The sequence below is a fragment of the Streptomyces sp. NPDC059142 genome (assembly GCF_042755665.1).
In the GTDB taxonomy this organism is placed as follows: domain Bacteria; phylum Actinomycetota; class Actinomycetes; order Streptomycetales; family Streptomycetaceae; genus Streptomyces.
This window is the reverse complement of record NZ_JBHZDA010000009.1, coordinates 71,498-88,319: the sequence shown is the minus strand read 5'-3', so window position 1 is coordinate 88,319 and position 16,822 is coordinate 71,498. Positions and strand designations below refer to the sequence as shown.

The following is a 16,822-nucleotide window of genomic DNA, read 5'->3' as shown; positions in this document are numbered from 1 at the left end:
GGATTTATGGATCGGTTACTTCTTGGCGATGATGTTGGGGTCGGTTAGAATTCTCGCGACCACGGCCGAGAAGTCTGGCAGGGGCGGAGTCCCCGGCTTCTTTCCCAGCTCATATGAGTGCAACTTGCTCAAAAGGTCAACTTTGTTGGAGAAAGGACCAAGCGCCTTTATGCGTCTTCCGAAGCCTAGCGTAGCGCCAAGGGCTATTGCGATCTGTTCAGCAGATTCACGGTTTACGTTGATTGCTCTCGTGGGTGAGCCAGTGGGAATAATTACGGAGTCGGAGACGGTACGGTTACTTGTAGGCTTCTTCTCTTCCCACTTGTTGTTAGCGTTCACCTTGTAGCCTCCCCACAGGGATGTAATCCTCCTGGGGATGTAGTCTTGCCAAGACGGCGATCTGCCTGAGCTGAAGGTGACATGCACAAGATACCAAATCATGTCCTCAGAGCCTCCTGCCTTGCGTGCCGCGTTAGCCTTTCCCTCGACCTTGTTGTAGAAGTGATTGTTCACCGCAACTGGTGCGGGAACAAGATTGGATCCGGTGGCTAGGCCGCCCATGCTTTCCGGAAGTAGGTGCATCCTCTTGTACCACCCAGGCGAGGTCGTGAATTTTGCTGTCTTGGCTTGGTCCCAGCCTTTAGGATTTCCCTTCTTGGCGAGACTGGCAATTTCACCGTTGGGGGTGCTCGGCTGGATATAATGGGCTTTGGTTTGGCGTGGAGCTAGGACCCCGTCCGCAAAAGCAGGGAGAACGGTGGGCGGCAAGGGCGGTTTCTTGCCGCCATAGACCCTGTCGGCCATATTTTGTGCCAGATCCTTAAGTTGGCCCCGCAAAGCGCGGTAGTCCCGCTCCCAGGTTTTTCCAACAGTCCCCGCAGGGACCTTCCGTGGCAGCCGCTTTTGCAGCGCTTTCACTGCGCGGTAATTCCCCTTAGCGGCTCGCCACGCTTGAAGCTGGTGGCTTTGCTTCTGGGGCTCCTTTATTGCCCTGATGTCGAAGTCCCAGTCATTTAGGAAGTCGTCAACTTCCGTTGTGACACTGTGGACCTCAAGTTCTGCTCCGCCTCCGCGCCCATCGAACTGCAGGGTGTGCACTGTCCCAGTTTCATCACGGTATTTCACCGTCGGTAGGTTGAGGTCTCTCATGCTGTCCTGGCGCTGGCGCTCCTGCTCACGCTGGCTGTCACGCTTCCGTTCGCGGTTGCGCCGCAGCCGGTCCCGCTGCCGCCTCCACTGGTCCCTCAGCCGGCGGGTGTGGTTGTTGATCCTGCGGCCCAGCTTGCGGCCCTTGCCGAAGAGGCGGCGGGCGGCCCTGCGTGCCCTGTTCAGGGCCGACTTGATGGTCTGGCGGGCGCGGCGGAGTTTGCGGCGGGTGGGGGACTCGGGGCGGCGGCGCTTCTTGGTGAGGTCGGGTTTGCGGGTGCCGTCGCGGTCCTTGGCCGGGCGGCGCTTCTTGGGGCGGAGGGTGTCGCGGGCCGGGCCTCGGCGGGGTTTGCCCGGGGTGGCCTTGTCGTCGTCGCGGCGCAGCTTGCGCCGCGCGTCGCGCATGCGGCGGCGGGCCGTGTTGACCTCGCGGCCCTCCTCGCGGCGTTCCTCGTCGTCGCGGCGCTTCTTGGGCTTGCCGGCGCGCGCCGGGCGCGGCCTCTTCTCCGGGGAGGGGCGCTTTGTCGGACGGGGGCCCGGCTTCGGGCGGGAGGTCTCGTCCCGGGAGGGCTTGCGGGGGGCCGGGCGTTGGCCGAGTTTGTCGGCGGGACCGTCCTTCTCCGTCGGGCCCGGCTTGTTTGTCGGGCCCGGGCTCTCCGCCTGGCCCGGCTTGTTCGGCGTGCTGGGGGCCCCAGGCGCGTCCGGCGGGCCTGGCCGCTTCTTGCTGCGGATGCCCTTCAGCATGTCGCCGAGCTTGCGGGTCACTCCGCCCATGAACCTGCTGATGCCTTCGACCAGGAACTGGTAGATCAGTTCCAGCAGGGCGACGACCCCCGCCGCGACCGCTTTCGCGAAGGGCAGCGCTCCGTTTCCGCTCTTCACCGACTTCAGGAAGTCCATGAAGAGGCCGAATGCGGCCAGGATTTCACTGAGCGCTCCCCATGCCACCTGCAGTGCGTCGATGATCGCCATGACCCACCCGGCGCCCGGGATCAGCTTGGCGACGACCTTTTCGACAACCATCACACCGATGATCACCGGCAGTTGGGGCAGCGCCTCGTCCCAGGCCATCTGGGCCATTTGTTCCACGGTGACGCCGCCCGAGATCAGCTCCTGGAAATCCTCCATCGGAACGCCGATGAGTTCCTGGACCTTCTGGTTGAACCACTCCTTGACCGCGGCCTTGACCTCGTCGAAGAGGTGGTCCCTGGCACCCGTCTCGGCTGCCGCGCCCGCCTTGCTGATCCAGTCGCCGGGGTCGGAGACGATGTCGTTGAAGATGGCGGCCCATTCACCGAGCCCCGCGACCACGGCGGCGCCGAACTCCAGGGCGCCGACCGTGACGGTCTCGGCGAGGTCGACGGCGGCGAGGAGCCCGCCCTCCAGCATGTCCAGCCCCGCGGTGAGGGCACCCGCCAGCCCGTCGAGCAGTGTTCCGGCGACTTCCTTGAGCGCGTCGGCGGCCTCGTTGACCTTCTCCACGGCCCAGTCGCGGGCACCGTCGATGGTGTTGCGCCACTTGTCGCGCATCGCCGGGTAGTCGGCGAGGAGTTCGTCGCCGAGGGCGATCAGGGCATCGGCGAACTCGTTGATCTGGTCGATGACCCAGTTGCGCGCCGCGTCGATGAGCTTGAAGACCTGCTCTTTGAACTCGTCGATGATGTCGGTGACGGCTTTGCGTGCTTTCTCGAAGAGAGTCTTGATGCCGTTCTTGAGCTCTTCGAACATCTCCTTGAGCTTCTCGATGGCCTCTTCGAGCCAGTTGTCGGCGTCCTTCTCGCCGTCCTTCTGCTTCTTCTCCGCCTCCTTCTCCGCACCCGTCTGCTCGTCATCGATCTTCTTGTTGTCGTCCTCGGTGCGCTTGTCGACGTCCTTGTCGGTCTCCTCTTCCTTGTCGTCGATGTCCTTGCGGACCTTGTCGTACTTCTTGCCCTTCTTGCCGTCGATCTCCGTGACCTTGTCGTCCTGCTCCTTCCGCCACTTGTCGCGGGAGTCGGAGATCTCGGACTGGCCCTTCTGACGCGCGTTGTCCTGCGTCTTGCTGCTGGCGTCGACTTCCCTCTTCAGGTCCTTGTCGTGCTTCTGTTTGTCGTCCCTGGCTTTGTCGTCCTTGGTCTTGCGCTCCGTCGACATCTTCTGCTGGCCGTCGGCGAAGCCCGCCTGGATCTGCGGGCCACGGTCGTGTTCGGCCACGGCGGAGGCGGACTCGATCGGCACGCCGCCACCGGACGCCTTGCGCGCCCCGCCCCTCCCCGCGCGCTTCCCGCCTCCAGGGACCTTGCCGGTCAGGGTCTCCTTGGGGACGTCCGGATAGATCCCGTCCTCGCCCATCGGCCGGGCGGCGTCCTCGCGGCCGGACTGGTGCAGCTCGTTCTTCCGCTCGTCGAGCTTCTGTCCCTGCTCATCCGTGCGCCGCGGGTCGGAGTCGTCCTGGAGCGGCAGCCCTGGCGCGTTGCCCACCTTGGCGCCGTGCATGCCCTCGTCGGTGGTGGGGAGCTGGAGGATCGAATCGATCAGATCGTCGAGCGGGAGGATCTCCTTGAGGAGCCCCCCGAGCAACGCCAGGCCGATGTCCCACCAGCTCGGCTCCGGCATATCGGTGGCGGGGAGCTCCCCTTCGGGCTTCTGCTCGCCTTTGATGTCGGGGGTCTTGCCCTGGGCCGCGTCGGTACGGGAGACCTTGGCGTTGCTGTAGGTCCCCGGAGCCGCGGCCCGCGGGCCGCCCGGCACGGTCTTCGGTGAGCCGGACGGACGCTCCGTCCTGGGCGGGCCCTTGCGCAGCGCCGCGCGCTCCTTGCCGACCGAGTTGCCCACCGCCCCGTCGACGCCCCGGAGCGTCTCCAGCGCGACGTGGGGCTTGAGTTTCGACGCCGTGGCCAGGCCCGACTCGGGCGTGCCCTGCGAGACGTCGGGGGCCGGGGCTTCCTTCTTGGGCTTCGCCGGGCCGGATGCCGCGCTGCCACGGCCGCGACCTCCGCCACCGCGCGCGCCACCGCCCCGTGCGGGTGCCGGAGCGGACCGGCCCCCTCCGGCGCCGCCTCCGCCGCTCCGAGCGGCCTTGGCGGCCTTCCTGACCGCCTGCCGCTTGGGCGCCGCCACCTGCCGTGGCGCGGGCTTGGCCGCCCCGGACTTCGGGGACTCCTCGGTCTTGGCGGCGTTGCTTTTCGGCTCCGGGCCTGCCGACATGGGGGAAGGACCGTTGCCCGAGGCGAGTTTGGGTATGGGGGACGGACCTGCCGTGGAGACCTTCTCAGGGCCCGTCTCCTGGCCCGGCGTGGACACGGGCCCCTTCCCCTCGGTGACGTCCGGCCCTTCGGCCATGCCGGCCATGACCTGCGTGTCAGGAGTGTCCACCGGCGCGGAGGACTTCTGGGGCTGCACGGCTGCCCCCGGCGCCGTACCGCCTCCTGCCGTGCCCGTGCCCGTGCCCGTGCTCGCCGCCGGACCGCTTCCCGTACCGGAGGCGGTGGCGGTTTCCACCTCGGCGGCCCCGCCGGAGGAGCCCGCCGACTTCGCGCCCGTCTCTCCGGTGCTGCCCGATCCGCCGCCCGCGCTCGTCCCGCCGTCCGATCCCGAAGCCGAGGACCCCGAGGAGGTACTGGCCGCCTGACGGCGCGCGTCCTCGTCCGCCTTGGCCAGCTGCCCCGGCCCGGCCGTCTCACCGCCGGACCCGGGAACCGGCGGCCCCGAACCCTCGTCGGCGGTACGGGCCGCTTCGTCCCGGCGCTTCGCCTCGGCGTCCTCCTTGCGCTCCTCGGCCTGCTGCTTCTCCCTCTCCGCGTCGTCCGGGTCCGACGGGTCCCGCTCCGTATCGTCGGGCCCCTCGGCGGTCTTATCGTCCGCCCTCTCGTCGGGCTCCGGGCCGATCTCCTGCTCGATGGACTTGTCCGTCGAGAGGTCCCGGGCGAATCGATCCTCGGAGTCGGCGGAGTGGCCGCCTCCGGCACCTGCCCCGTCGGGGTCGTCCTCAGCCTGCCGCAGGGCTTCGGCCGACTGGTCCTGCGTCGCCGGGGAATCGATCACACCGGGGGCGCCGTCTCCCGGGCTGCCGGCCGAGTCCTTCTGGCCGTTCCGGTTCGCCGCTGCCGGGGTGGAGCCGTCGAGGGCGCCGTCGGGCTGCGGGTCTTCGGTGCCCTCCTCCGCTTCCTCTGCGTCCTCTTCGGCTTCCTCGTCCTCCGCCTCCTCTTCGTCCTCCCTCTTTTCCTCGTCGAGTTCCTCCGACTCCTCTTCGAGCCCCAGCGGCTCGTCGTCGGCGTCCTCTTCGTTCTCGGGGTCCCCCGCGCGGCGGTTCTCGTCGAGGTCGCCACCGGTACGGTCCTTCTCTCCGGGCTCCTGCGCGCTCTTGTCCAGGGCCTGGGGGTCGGCTGCGCCCTCCTCGGCGGCCTGGTCCTCGCTCTCGTCCGCGGCCTGCGATTCCTGTTGTGCGTCCTGGCCGTCCTCCTCCTGGCCGCCGCCCGCGTTCTCCTTGTCCTCCTCCGCCGTCTGCCCGGCAGCATCCTTGTCCTGCTGTTGCGCGTCGGCCCGCTCGTTCTGGCGTGCCGTGGCCGTCTCCCGGTCCTGGCCGGCCGCCTGCCCGGACGCCACCGATGCGGTCTGAGCCACGGGAGCCCCGCCGGAACTCGCGGACGGAGCCTGCCCGGCCCCTTCCCTGGCGCTCCCGGCGTCCTGCCGCTGCTCCCGCCGGTCGTCCTTTTCCTTCTCCGCCTTCTTGCGTTCGCCGCGTGCGACGGTCGCGTCCTGCGCACGCTCCTGCCGGATGGCCTCGGCCCCGTCCGGAACGGCTTCGGGCGTCGTGGACGCCTCCAGCGGCAGCGGGCCCTGCCGCTCCGTCTCGTCGACCAGGTCCAGCAGCCGGTCGAGGACCGGGGTGGGCAGCCGTACCTCCAGCCGGTCGAGCACGCTCTCCTGCACCGTCGGTGCCATGCGCGCCAGTTGGAGCCGCGCCCGGCCCGACCGGTCCTCGGGGTCGCCGCGCAGGGAGCGTACGACGCCGTTCGTGAGGCGGTCGATCAGTGTCGCGGGGTCCAGCTCCTCCATGCGGCGCCGGTCCGCGTCCACCGTCGCGTAGCGCAGCCATCCCGGAGTGGCCGGAGCCGGGGCGATCTCCGGGGCCGTCTCGGGACCCTGCTCCTGGTTCCGTACGAGCGCTTGGGCCGTCCCCTCCGCCTCGCGCTCCATCCCCTCCTGCGGCAGGCTCACCGCGCCCAGGTCGCGGCCCGCGCGCAGGGTGCCCAGGCCGTCCGGGTTCTGGATCGTGTGCAGCAACTCGTGGGCCAGCAGGCGCTGTCCGTCCGCCGTACCCGGGCGGTAGGCGCCCTCGCCGAAGAAGATGTCCTGGCCCACCGCGACCGCGTCCGCGCCCAGGAGGGACGTCAGGTGGCCCGCGTCGCGGTCGGTGTGGAGGCGTACGCGGCCGAGGTCGTGGCCGAGCTGTTCCTCCAGCTCGCGGCGGACGCTCACGTCCAGCGGCTGGCCCGCGCCGCTGACGATGTCCTTGGGCTCGGGGGTACGGGACGCCGCGGCGCGCTCCTTGCGCTTGCGGCGCCTGGCCTCCTGTGCGGCACGGGCCTCCTGCGCCGTCGCCGACGTGCTCTGCGTGCTCATCGACCGCCCCCTCGTGTCGACTCACCGCGTCCTGAAAGGCCCGCGTGGACCGCGCGCGCCAGTGCCTCGCCCAGGCGGCGCGGCGAGGTGGTCGCCGGGAGGGGCGGCAGGCCGGTCAGGGCGTCCAGGGCACGGCCGCCGTCCATGGCCAGGGGGACGCCCCGGTCGCGTACGAGCCGGGCCAACTCGGCCTCGAAGGCGGCCGATACGCGGTCCGGGTCCAGCCGGTCGAAGCCGTCCAGGACCAGCTCGCCTATCTCCACCCGCACCGAGGGCATGGGCGACGGCGCCTCGCGACGTGGTTCGTCGTGCCGCTGTTCGTCGTTCCGTACCCCGTTCAGATCCATCCCTGGACCTCCGAAGGCGTCAACGACCGTTCCAGTTTGAGGTATTCGGTGCGCGCCGCCTCCAGCATGTGGCGCATCCGGAGGCGGTCGCCCTCCTCCGCCGCGAGGAAGGCGCCCGACAGCGCGATGTTGCGGATGGAGCCGCCCGCCACGGTCAGCCGGGCCAGCCGCTCGGGATCGATGCCCTTCATCGGGGCCCGCGCGGGCAGCACCCGCCGCCAGATCTCGGCGCGTTCGGCCTCACCGGGGAAGGGGAAGTCGACGACGAAGCGGATCCGGCGCATGAACGCCGTGTCCAGGGCCTGCTTCATGTTGGTCGTCAGGATCGCCAGACCCCGGTACGCCTCCATCCGCATCAGCAGATAGCTGACCTCCAGGTTGGCGTACCGGTCATGGCTGTCCTTCACCTCGCTGCGCTTGCCGAAGAGCGCGTCCGCCTCGTCGAACAGCAGGAGCGCGCCGCCGCGTTCCGCCGCGTCGAAGACCTTGCGCAGGTTCTTCTCGGTCTCCCCGATGTACTTGCTGACCACCTGGGACAGATCGATGATGAAGAGATCCAGCCCCAGCTCCTTCGCCATCACCTCGGCGGCCAGGGTCTTTCCGGTGCCCGAGCCGCCCGCGAAGAGCGCGGTGACCCCGAGGCCACGGCGCAGGGTCGACGCGAAGCCCCACTCCTGGTAGACGGTGGCGCGCTGCCGCACATGCGCCACGGTCTCCCGCAGGATCTTCAACTGCCGCTCCGCCAGGACCAGATCGCCCCACGACGCCTGTGGCTCGATGCGCCGGCCCAGCTCGTCCATGCCCATCCGGGCCTCTTCCAGCCCCGCCTGCCACGCCAGTACGGTGGCGTCCGTGCCGTTCGCGTGCGGAAGGTCCCGTACGACGCCGGCCCCGGCGGCCCTGATGAGATGCGGCGGCAGCGAGAACTGCTCCACGAGGCCCCGCAGATCGTCCTCGGAGATGTCCGGTACGCCGTCGAAGGCGGCCGTCCACACACCGAGCTGTTCCTCGGAGTCGAGGGTCGGTACGGTGACCCGCTCGCCCCGCTGTCGCTCGCCGGGCCGGGGATCGGTGCTGGAGACGCAGAGCGGAACGGCCGCGCTCTCGATGAACGCGTCGGCCGCTCCCGCCTGTTCGCGGTCCAGGCCGTCGCCGGTCTCGACCAGCAGCGCGGCCGGCAGCAGCACCGCCTCGCGCTGCCAGAGCCGGGCCAGCCGGTCGCGTTCCTCCGGGGCGGTGGGCAGATCCGCCGCCGTCAGTGTGTAGAGCCCGAGCCCCGAACGGCGCGCCGCCACCGCGGCGATGTCGGCGCGTGACCGCTGATCGCCGCCGACCAGCTCGACCCGGAGCGGGGCCCGCTGTCCGGCGTCGCCCGCCCACCCCGCGGCGACCCGGTCGGCCGCCAGGTCGTACGAGACCGGGAGCGCGTCCGGTGCCGTCGTACGGCGCAGCAGCCCGTGCAGCCGCGCGTCCAGATAGGGCGAGCCGGCCAGGAAGTGCAGGACGCGTTCGTCGAGGCGGAGCCGGGACACGGTCAGCCGGGTCTCGTCGGCCAGCTCGATCAACCGCCAGCGGCGCAGGGGAGCGACGGGCGTCAGGGCGCTCCAGTGCGGCTCGGGGAGCGCGGCCAGGGCGAGGGAGAACGTCGGGTACGCCCGCTCCGGGTCACCGCTCGCCGCCGCGCAGCGGGCACCGGTGGTGGGGTCCAGCTCCGCCGCCGCGGCGAGGAGCACGATCTTGCGTTCGAAGGGGCTGAGCCCGAAGCAGGAGGCCAGGGCCTCCAGGGTGGCGGGGCGCGCGGGTCCAGGGCCGGTGGACCGGGGCGTAGGGGCGGGGGAGTGCGGTGGGGCGTTCTCGGGGTGTGCGCGCCGCGCGTGGGCGTCGATGTGCGCGAGGACGGAACGTACCGCCTCGGACAGCGCACGGCCGTCCGCCGTCGCCGCGTTGTCCGCCTCCGTACCGGGGTGACTCGCCCGTGTGCCCGTGCCCATGTCCTCACCCGCCCCCGTCTCGCTCACGTCCCTCAGCTCTCCTTGCCGTCGTCGCCCGTGTCGGTGTCCGTCCGGGGCTCTGCGGGGCGCGATCGCGCCCGGCCGCGTCCGCCCGAGGCGGTGGTCTTGCGGGTACGGGACGAGGGCGCCGCCCGTTTCGACGGCGCGGATCGGCTCGGGGCCCGCTTCTTCGTGGACTCGGGCGTGGAATCCGAAGGGGGTTCGGGCGTCTTGTCCTGGGGGGATTCCGCGGTGGGTCCGGGGGCCTGGTCACCCCGCGGCCCGAACGGCACGGCCCGGACCGTCCGGCGTTCCACCGGCTTCGCGGGCACCGGCTTCTCGCGGCCCTCGATCAGCACCAGCGACGCCTGATAGGCCACCGACAGGGTGTACGGGGTCTGGTGGAGCATCCCCCAGAGCTTCGACGTCTCGTCGATGTCCATCACCGTCGGGGTGAAGCGCACCCGCTGGGGGGACGAAGCCAGGTCGCTCCCCGCGAGATACGGGCGCTCGGCGGCCAGTTCGATCAAGTCCTGTGGCAGGAACGGGATTTCGTGCAGTGTGCGGACCACACAGCCGATCAGCCGCTGCCCGACCAGCGTGGTCTCGTCCCCGTACGCGCTGATCAGGTAGTGCAGATCCAGCGCCGCCGCCGCGCGGTTGACCAGTCTGCCGTCCGAGGCGCGGGTCGGCAGGTCGGTGTGGCGCATCGACGGGTTGGGTGCCACCTGGTAGAGGAAGACATTGATCGTCGGTTCCGTCGGGGGTTCCGCGGGCGGCTTGCGCGTCTCCACCGTGACCGCGATGTCCATCTCGGGGGACAGGTTGTTCCCGATCAGCAGGGCCAGGGCCTGGGTGACCGTCGCGACGGCAAGTGCGTTGCTCATGAACTCAGTTCCTCCTCTCGCCGCGGGCCAGATAGTCGTCCAGGGTCAGCGCGGGCGCGCGCCGTCCGGTGGGGTCCGGGCGGTCGGCCGCCGGGCGTGGCCCGCCGGGCGGCGGCGCCGCGCTCACCTCCAGCCGGCCTATCTGTACGTGGACCACGCGCTCGGCGGGCCGGGGCGCCCGGCGTCCCACCCCGCCCTGCGCGGCGCCGCGCGCGGTGGTCGTGTCGCTGTCGCGCGGGCGGGCCCGGCCCGGGTCCGCGGCCCGCGGAGCACCGGCCGCGCCGGGTGCGGGCGCGGTCCGGGCGTCGCGCGGCGCGGGGAAGACGTCGGTCTCCGCCGGGTGGCGCGACGGGCGCGAGCCGTCGGCCGCCCCCCTGCGGGGTCCGGCGGCGGGGCGCGGAGCCGGCCGCAGCGCGGGCCGCTCCGCCCCCGTATCGGGGAAGGGTCCGGCGGCCGGGTCCGGCCATCCCGCCGGGTCCTCGGCGCGCGCGGCCCCGGTCCGTACGACCGTGTGCCGGTCCGTGCGCACCTCGCGCTCGTGCCGTATCAACTCGACCGTCCCGAAGGTCGGTTCGGGCGCGGTCGGGATCAGGGAAGCGGGCGCGTCGGGTTCGGGTGGCGCCGTACGCAGCGCCTCGACGCGTTCGAACGGGCCGGGCAGCCGGGGCCGTACCCGGGTCACCCCGGCGGCACCGCCGCGCGAGCCGGTGTCCCCGCCCCCGGCGCCGTCGGCCGCGGACACCGGTGTGTACCGGGCGAGCAGCCGGTCGAAGTAGTCAGACATCCGCGCACAGCTCCAGGTAGTAACGGCGCCGCAGCGGGCTGAGCGCCAGGATCTCCGGCTCGCTCCACCCGTAGGCGGTGGCGAGCAGATGAACGTCGAGGAGCAAGTCCCTTGCCCAGGTGTCGAGTTCCGCCCACAGATAGGAAGAGATGTCCAGCTCGGCGGCGGTGGCCCCACCGCACTCGGGACAGCTCACGTTCAGGGTCACCTCGGCGGCCGGGTCCGCCTCCGCCGCGGCCTCGGCCAGCCGCCGCTGGACGCCGGCCGGCAGCAGCTCGGTCAGCCGCTCCGGCGGCGCGGCCGTCCCGTCCCGTACGGCCGAGACCGTGCAGCGCGCCACCAGCAGCCGGCGGGCCTCCGCCGCATCGGCCGCGGCGCCGGCCGCCGCGAGGTCGGCGACGGTGGGCAGCCGGAACTCGACCACCCACTCGCCCTCCGTCACCCGCAGCGGACCGTCCCGGCCCGGCCCCCGGGCGCCGAACGCCGTCGCGTCGAGGTCGAACTCCATGGCCGCCCCGCAGGCGCCGCACTCCGCGCGTACCTGCATGCGCTCGCCGAACAGGGCCCGGCGCAGCGCGAACAGATCCGCCTCCCGCTCCCCGACGGGCAGCGACAGCAGGGTGTCGGTGGCGGCCCCCGGGCGGGCCGCCCGGTGCAGCAGCAGCGACCTTCCCGAGCCGTGCTGGGCCAGTCCGGCCTCCCAGGTGGCGAGCAGCTCGGCGGGGCCCGTCGGCGTCATCCCTCAGTCCTCCGTTCAGGATCCGGGTCGGGGAATGACGCGACTAGGCCGGGTGGGTGAAGGACGGCTCCACCGGCTCCTCCACCTCGTAGTCCCGTTCCCAGCCCTCGCATTCGAGCTTCACGCTCTGGATCGCGACGGCGTTCGCGTTCGCGTCCAGTTCGCCGAGCACCTGGTATTCGCTCACCCAGGCCCGGTAGAGCTTGTGCGAGACCGCCACCTGACCGGCCTCGTTGAGGACCTGGATGATGATGTCCTTGCGGAAGTCGCGGAGCGACACTTCGGCGCCGAGTCCGGCTCCGACCTGCCAGACCTTGTTGGCCCAGCGGTCGAACTCCGGGTCGTGGGTGACGCCGCGTTCCAGCGTGACCCCCTCGAATTCGGAGCGGCCCGGCGATTTGCGCGGAGAACTGGGGTCGCCGCCGTGGCGGTGTTTGACCACCTCGGTGGTGCGCTTCAGTGGACTGATCTTGCTGACGCCCGCGACCGTTCGACCGTCCCAGAGAACCAGGAACTTGAAATTCTTGTAGGGGTCGAAACGATGGGCGTTGATCTGGAACTCAGCCATCGGTTTCCTCTGCGTTTCCTTGTTCCTCGGCCTGGTCAGGAAAGGTCGAACTGCCCCGCGACCTGCTGGATCTTGACGATCACGAACTCCGCGGGCTTGACCGGCGCGATGCCGATCACGACGTTGACCACCCCGTTGTCGATATCGGCCTCGGTGGTGGTGTCCTTGTCGCACTTGACGAAGTACGCCTCGCGCGGTGTGCCGCCCTTGAACGCGCCCTGCCGGAAGAGGTCGTTGAGGTACGCCGACGCCTTCAGCCGGATCTGCTGCCACAACTGCTCGGTGTTGGGCTCGAAGACGACCCACTGGAGGCCGCGGTGGAGGGACTCCTCGACATGCAGCGCGAGCCGCCGCACCGGCACGTACTTCCACTCGCTGTCGAGCGCGTCGGCGCCCGCCAGCGTCCTGGCGCCCCACACCAGCGGGCCTACCACCGGGAACGTACGCAGGCAGTTCACGCCGAGAGGGTTCAGCAGGCCGTTCTCCCGGTCGCTCAGCTTGACCGTCAGCGACCGCACCCCGGCCAGCCGTGCCTCGGTGCCGGCCGGCGCCTTCCACACCCCGCGCTCGCTGTCGATGCGGGCGACGACCCCGGCGACCGCCCCCGAGGGCGGGAAGGCGCGCAGCCGTCCGGTGAGCGGGTCCGTGAGCTGTACGTGCGGGAAGTACAGCGCCGCGTGATCACCGCGTACGGCGTCGAAGGCGCCGATCCCGGCCCGTGCCGCGTCCACATTGCCCCAGGCGGAGGGCGAGTCGACGAGCAGGAAGATCCGGCGCTCCTGGCAGAGCTGGCCGGCCGCGGAGACCACGGTGACCATGTCGTCGGTGGACTCGTACGCCGAGAGCTCCGGCAGGACCAGCAGGTTGACGTCGTCGACATCGCGCAGCGCCTGGATGCCGGTCTTGGCCGTCTCGCTGCCGATGAGGTCGCGGGGGCCCGGCGGGTCGCCGTCCTCGCCGCCCTCCAGGGCGAAGGCGGGCGGGTTGACCGAGCCTTCCAGCCCCAGGTCGTTGGCGCACTCCCCGACGAAGCGCACCACGTCGGCGGGGTCGATGGACCCGGCGACGACCTGGATCCGGCGGCCGAACGGGGTGACCTGGACACCCGCGTACGTGTGTTTCCCCGGCGCGTCCGGCAGCGAGCGGAGCTTGCGCTCCAGCAGCAGTGCCAACTCCACCACATTGGCGGGCTTCTCACCGTCGTGGTGCGGGTCGTGGAGTGTGAACTCGCGCTCCACGTCGCCGATCTTCACCTTCAACTCGACGTGGAGGTTCGGGAGTTTGGCCGCGAACGGCTTGGAGACGGTGCCGGAGGGGTCCGGCCGGTCCCGGTCCACGGCCTTGACCCGGACGAGCGCGGAGCCGCTGTTGACCACCGTCTCCACGAACCGGCCGTGGCCGGGATCCATGGACAGGCCGGTGAAGGACTCGCGGGCCCCGCCGCGCGCGTCCAGGACCTGGAGGTTGAACGTACGGTCGGGGGCGGGGGTGTCGTGGTCGACCGCCACCCGCAGCCGTGAGCCCCAGCTCCCGGGCTCCTTGGCGTGCACCTCCAGCACCGGGCAATCGCTCTTGCCCTCCGTGGAGTTGAGCGTGACGCACGCCTCCTTGCCGGTGCCGGCCCTGGCCACGCGCACGATCACCGCGACCGCCCCGCCGTTGCCGAAGAACTGGTGCACGGCGTAGCCGACGGCGCCGCGAGCGGTGAGCCCGCCGAAACGGCGCTCGAAGTCCGCGAAGCTGGTGACCCGCACCGGCTGATGGAGCGGGCCCCGGCGGGTGTGGCCCACGAACGCGGTCACCGAGGTGGTGACCGACGCGATGGTACGGACGCTGCTGGGGAGTTCTTCGATGTAAACGCCGGGGTAGCCCATATGCGTCGGCATTCCCCCTCCATTCCCTTCGCGCACCAAGATATGAGGAGGGAAGGTGAAGGTGTGGCGTCCATGCGAAGAAGTCGAATACGCATGCGCACGCAATCCCTACGTTCCCCCGTCACACCCCCATGCGATAGCGGTACCGGTCTCGCGTGGTCATTCGTCCGACGTCGACGGTGGTCAGCCGTCGGGGCCGTTCGCATGATCATGCGTTGTGTCTCTTGATGTATGAGTGCCGCTTGCGAGTCTCGTTTCTTTCTCAAGGAATGGTCAAGAGATCGATTCGGTCATTGGTTGATCCTTTTCCCGAAGGGTCGCCGGAATGGTATAGGGCGTGGTCAGCGGCGTGCGGACGGAAAAATATGGAGGTGAATTCACGGTGGCTTCACAGAAGGGTTTCCGGCCGGGGTGCGAAACAAGCCGAAGAGAATTTCCCACGGCGCGCCCCTTTGCCCGGGGGCCGTGTCCGTGCGGGCCCCGGTGGAGGCCCGAGGCTGATGTCGTTTTTCTGCCAGCCGGGAGGCTCCGCGTGCCCGATGCTTGACCTATGCACACCGCCACGCACCTCGCGATGCACGCCGACACGGAGCGCTGTGTCCGGGCCGTCAGGTCCAAGGACGCGCGCTTCGACGGCTGGTTCTTCACCGCGGTCCTCACCACGCGCATCTACTGCCGGCCGAGCTGTCCGGTGGTGCCGCCCAAGGCCGAGAACATGACCTTCTACCCGAGCGCCGCCGCCTGCCAGCAGGCAGGGTTCCGCGCCTGCAAGCGGTGCAGGCCCGACACCAGCCCCGGCTCCCCGGAGTGGAACGCCCGCGCCGACACCGTCGCCCGCGCCATGCGGCTGATCCAGGACGGCGTCGTCGACCGTGAGGGCGTCCCCGGGCTCGCCACCCGCCTCGGCTACTCCGCCCGCCAGATCGAGCGCCAGCTCCGCGCCGAACTGGGCGCGGGGCCGCTCGCCCTCGCCCGCGCGCAGCGGGCGCAGACCGCGCGGCTGCTCATCGAGACGACCGGGCTGCCGATGGCCGAGATCGCCTTCGCCGCCGGGTTCGCCTCGATCCGGGCGTTCAACGACACCGTGCGGGAGGTCTTCGCGCTCCCGCCGGGCGAACTGCGCGCCCGGGCCGCCCGGAGCGCGCGCGGTTCACGTGCCCCGCGCCCCGGCGGACAGGTTCGTACGTCCGAGCGGAGCCGTACGTCCGAGCGGCCCCCTGCCGCCGCCGAGGGGACCCTCACCCCCGGGGTGATCTGTCTGCGCCTGCCGTTCCGCGCACCCCTCACCCCGGACAACCTCTTCGGGCATCTCGCCGCGACCGCCGTCCCGGGCGTCGAGGAGTGGCGGGACGGCGCCTACCGCCGCACGCTCTCCCTCCCGTACGGGCACGGCATCGTCGCCCTCACCCCCCGCCCCGACCACATCGCCTGCCGGCTCTCCCTCACCGACCCGCGCGATCTCACGGTCGCCATCAGCGGCTGCCGCCGGATGCTCGACCTCGACGCCGACCCCGTCGCCGTCGACGGGCAACTGCGCGCCGATCCGCTGCTGGCCCCGCTGGTCGACAAGGCGCCGGGGCGGCGGGTGCCCCGTACCGTGGACGCCGCCGAGTTCGCCGTACGGGCGGTGCTCGGCCAGCAGGTCTCCACCGCCGCCGCGCGGACCCACGCCGGCCGCCTCGTCAGGGCGTACGGAGAGCCGGTCGACGACCCGGAGGGCGGGCTCACCCATCTCTTCCCGTCCCCGGCGGCGCTCGCCGCGCTCGACCCCGAGGGCCTGGCCCTGCCGCGCAGCCGGCGGACGACGCTCACCACCCTGGTCGCGGCCCTCGCCGACGGCACGCTGCGGCTCGGCCCTGACAGCGACTGGGAGGAGGCGCGGGCCCGGCTCACCGCGCTGCCCGGGTTCGGTCCCTGGACGGTCGAGGTGATCGTCATGCGCGCGCTCGGCGACCCGGACGCGTTCCTGCCCACGGACCTCGGTATCCGCCGGGCCGCCGAGGGCCTCGGACTGCCCTCGACGCCCGCCGCGCTGACGGCCCGCGCCGCCGCCTGGCGGCCCTGGCGCGCGTACGCCGTGCAGTATCTGTGGGCCACCGAGGACCACGCCATCAACCACCTGCCCTCGTAAGGGAGTTGAATCCGTCATGGACACCCCGACCACCACTGCGGACGCGACCCGCACCGCACGCACCGCACACACGGAGCACACCGCACACACCGCACACACCGCACACACCGTTCATACGGTGATCGACAGTCCGTACGGGCCGCTGACACTCGTCGCCACCGACGGAGTCCTGAGCGGCCTCTACATGCACGAGCAGCGCCACCGCCCGCCCGAGGAGTCCTTCGGCGTCCACGACCCCGGTCCGTTCGACGAGGCGGTACGTCAGCTCACCGCGTACTTCGAGGGCGAACTGACGGTGTTCGACGTGCCGTTGGCGCTGCACGGCACCCCGTTCCAGCGCCGGGTGTGGGAGCAGCTCCTGCGGATCCCGTACGGCGAGACCCGCTCGTACGGCGAACTCGCCGAACACCTCGGCAAGCCGGGCGCCTCACGCGCCGTCGGACTGGCCAACGGTAAGAACCCGGTCAGCATCATCGTCCCCTGCCACCGGGTCATCGGCTCCACCGGCGGTCTCACCGGATACGGCGGCGGCCTGAGCCGCAAGCAGCGGCTCCTCGCCTTCGAGGGCGCCCCGGCGGCCGGCGGGGGAGCGGTGACCGACGGGCTGTGGTGAGGCCCGGTACCGGGGGGCCCGGCGGAACGGGACCCCCCCGCCCCCCCCCCCCGGGGTGAGGGCCCCCCCCCCCGGGGGGAACGGGGGGGGGGAGGCCCCCGCCCCCCGGGCGCGTCCCACCCGCCCGCGCGGCGCGGG

General features: G+C 71.1%; 10 protein-coding genes. 2 read left to right on the top strand and 8 right to left on the bottom strand.

Annotation, left to right across the window (positions count from 1 at the left end; all coding sequences use genetic code 11):
- Positions 1-15: 15 nt before the first annotated feature.
- Genes ACFXPK_RS05700 through ACFXPK_RS05665 form a run of 8 tightly spaced genes read right to left on the bottom strand, consistent with a single transcriptional unit; the run spans position 16 to position 13,952 of the window.
- Positions 16-6,750 carry a DUF4157 domain-containing protein gene (locus tag ACFXPK_RS05700; RefSeq protein WP_385072006.1) on the bottom strand — a complete coding sequence of 2,245 codons (6,735 nt, stop codon included), beginning with the start codon at positions 6,748-6,750 and terminating at the stop codon, positions 16-18.
- Positions 6,747-7,097 (bottom strand): hypothetical protein, encoded by a 351-nt coding sequence (locus ACFXPK_RS05695; RefSeq protein ID WP_385072003.1) that lies wholly within the window; start codon positions 7,095-7,097, stop codon positions 6,747-6,749. The genes ACFXPK_RS05700 and ACFXPK_RS05695 overlap by 4 nt, the downstream gene beginning before the upstream one ends.
- The gene (locus ACFXPK_RS05690; protein WP_385072067.1) at positions 7,088-9,088 is read right to left on the bottom strand and encodes an ATP-binding protein; all 2,001 of its coding nucleotides are present in this window, start codon (positions 9,086-9,088) and stop codon (positions 7,088-7,090) included. Before ACFXPK_RS05690 ends, ACFXPK_RS05695 begins: the two co-directional genes overlap by 10 nt.
- 32 nt (positions 9,089-9,120) lie before the next feature.
- On the bottom strand, positions 9,121-9,975 hold the full coding sequence (locus ACFXPK_RS05685; RefSeq protein ID WP_385072001.1) for a Pvc16 family protein: 855 nt from the start codon (positions 9,973-9,975) through the stop codon (positions 9,121-9,123).
- Positions 9,976-9,979: 4 nt separating this feature from the next.
- Positions 9,980-10,759, bottom strand: a complete 780-nt coding sequence (locus ACFXPK_RS05680) for a hypothetical protein (protein ID WP_385071999.1) — start codon at positions 10,757-10,759, stop codon at positions 9,980-9,982.
- The gene (locus ACFXPK_RS05675; RefSeq protein ID WP_385071996.1) at positions 10,752-11,498 is read right to left on the bottom strand and encodes a hypothetical protein; all 747 of its coding nucleotides are present in this window, start codon (positions 11,496-11,498) and stop codon (positions 10,752-10,754) included. Before ACFXPK_RS05675 ends, ACFXPK_RS05680 begins: the two co-directional genes overlap by 8 nt.
- A 43-nt stretch (positions 11,499-11,541) precedes the next feature.
- Positions 11,542-12,066, bottom strand: coding sequence for a phage tail protein (locus ACFXPK_RS05670; RefSeq protein WP_382885789.1), 525 nt, complete (start codon positions 12,064-12,066; stop codon positions 11,542-11,544).
- Between the two features lie 35 nt (positions 12,067-12,101).
- Positions 12,102-13,952 carry a phage tail sheath family protein gene (locus tag ACFXPK_RS05665; protein ID WP_385071993.1) on the bottom strand — a complete coding sequence of 617 codons (1,851 nt, stop codon included), beginning with the start codon at positions 13,950-13,952 and terminating at the stop codon, positions 12,102-12,104.
- A gap of 562 nt (positions 13,953-14,514) precedes the next feature.
- On the opposite strand from ACFXPK_RS05665, the gene ACFXPK_RS05660 reads away from it, so the two are divergent.
- Together ACFXPK_RS05660 and ACFXPK_RS05655 are read left to right on the top strand one after the other, a co-directional pair.
- A complete protein-coding gene (locus ACFXPK_RS05660) occupies positions 14,515-16,071 on the top strand; it encodes an AlkA N-terminal domain-containing protein (protein WP_385072064.1) in 1,557 nt (518 codons plus the stop codon).
- Positions 16,072-16,087: 16 nt separating this feature from the next.
- Positions 16,088-16,684 (top strand): methylated-DNA--[protein]-cysteine S-methyltransferase, encoded by a 597-nt coding sequence (locus tag ACFXPK_RS05655; RefSeq protein ID WP_385071990.1) that lies wholly within the window; start codon positions 16,088-16,090, stop codon positions 16,682-16,684.
- The last annotated feature ends 138 nt before the right edge of the window (positions 16,685-16,822 follow it).